The following is an 866-nucleotide window of genomic DNA, read 5'->3' on the forward strand; positions in this document are numbered from 1 at the left end:
GACTCATCAATACTATAAACATAATGGTCATCACAAAAACGATTAATGACCGTCATCATTCTCTCACTCAAATCAGCGTAGAGTTCATAATTTGAAGAGCGCACGACGACATTATGCTGCTCTAAGTAGGGTCTAATTTTGAAGTAAGGTTCAAATTTAGGGATATTAAGCTTTCTAGCAATGGGGCATATGGCACAAATACACCCATCGTTATTTGTTAGAACAACAACAGGTTTAAAGCGAATGGATGGGTCAAATACCTTCTCCGCACTGGCGTAAAATGCCACTGCATCTACGAGGGCAAACATCGATTCACCTCAGCTTTATTTCTGTGTAGGCGGATGCTCGCAGTAACGACGCCTTCGAGCTTAAAGTCATCATCATTAGAAATATAGACAGACTTATAATCTTTAGAGGCAGAGATAAGTAAGCGTTTCGATTTATCTATGATTTTACAAACAAACGAACCGTTATAACTAGCAACAATAATATCGCCGGTACTTACATCCTCAGCTCTATCAATGACTAATAAGTCACCATCGAATATTCCTACTTCTTGCATGGATTGCCCAGAAGCTATACCAATGAAAGTAGCATTCGGGTGTTTAATGATTAGTTTATCGATTGAAATACCGAGCTCTACATATTCTGCTGCAGGAGATTCAAAGCCGGTAATGCCTGCTTCTATAAAAATTGGAATAACGAACATACGCACCTCAAGCACTGTTTATATATACAGTTTAATTTAAGGTTCAAATTATGCCAAGGTTCTTTTTGTGAGACGATAGTTTAATTAGAGCTGATATAAGCATGCTTTAGACTTAAAGATGAAAAATCCCTTTAATAACAATTAGTAAAATCACCAT

1 protein-coding gene and 1 pseudogene are annotated in these 866 nt (G+C 37.2%); both read right to left on the minus strand.

The window, feature by feature from the left end; genetic code table 11:
- A pseudogene (locus H5118_RS20950) lies at window positions 1-308 on the minus strand (DNA polymerase V subunit UmuC); the annotation flags it as partial.
- On the minus strand, window positions 293-709 hold the full coding sequence (locus H5118_RS20955) for a LexA family transcriptional regulator (RefSeq protein ID WP_182749991.1): 417 nt from the start codon (window positions 707-709) through the stop codon (window positions 293-295). The pseudogene H5118_RS20950 and the gene H5118_RS20955, both read right to left, overlap by 16 nt.
- Window positions 710-866: the final 157 nt, after the last annotated feature.

This window comes from Pseudoalteromonas sp. SR41-1, assembly GCF_014164015.1.
Lineage (GTDB): Bacteria > Pseudomonadota > Gammaproteobacteria > Enterobacterales > Alteromonadaceae > Pseudoalteromonas > Pseudoalteromonas distincta.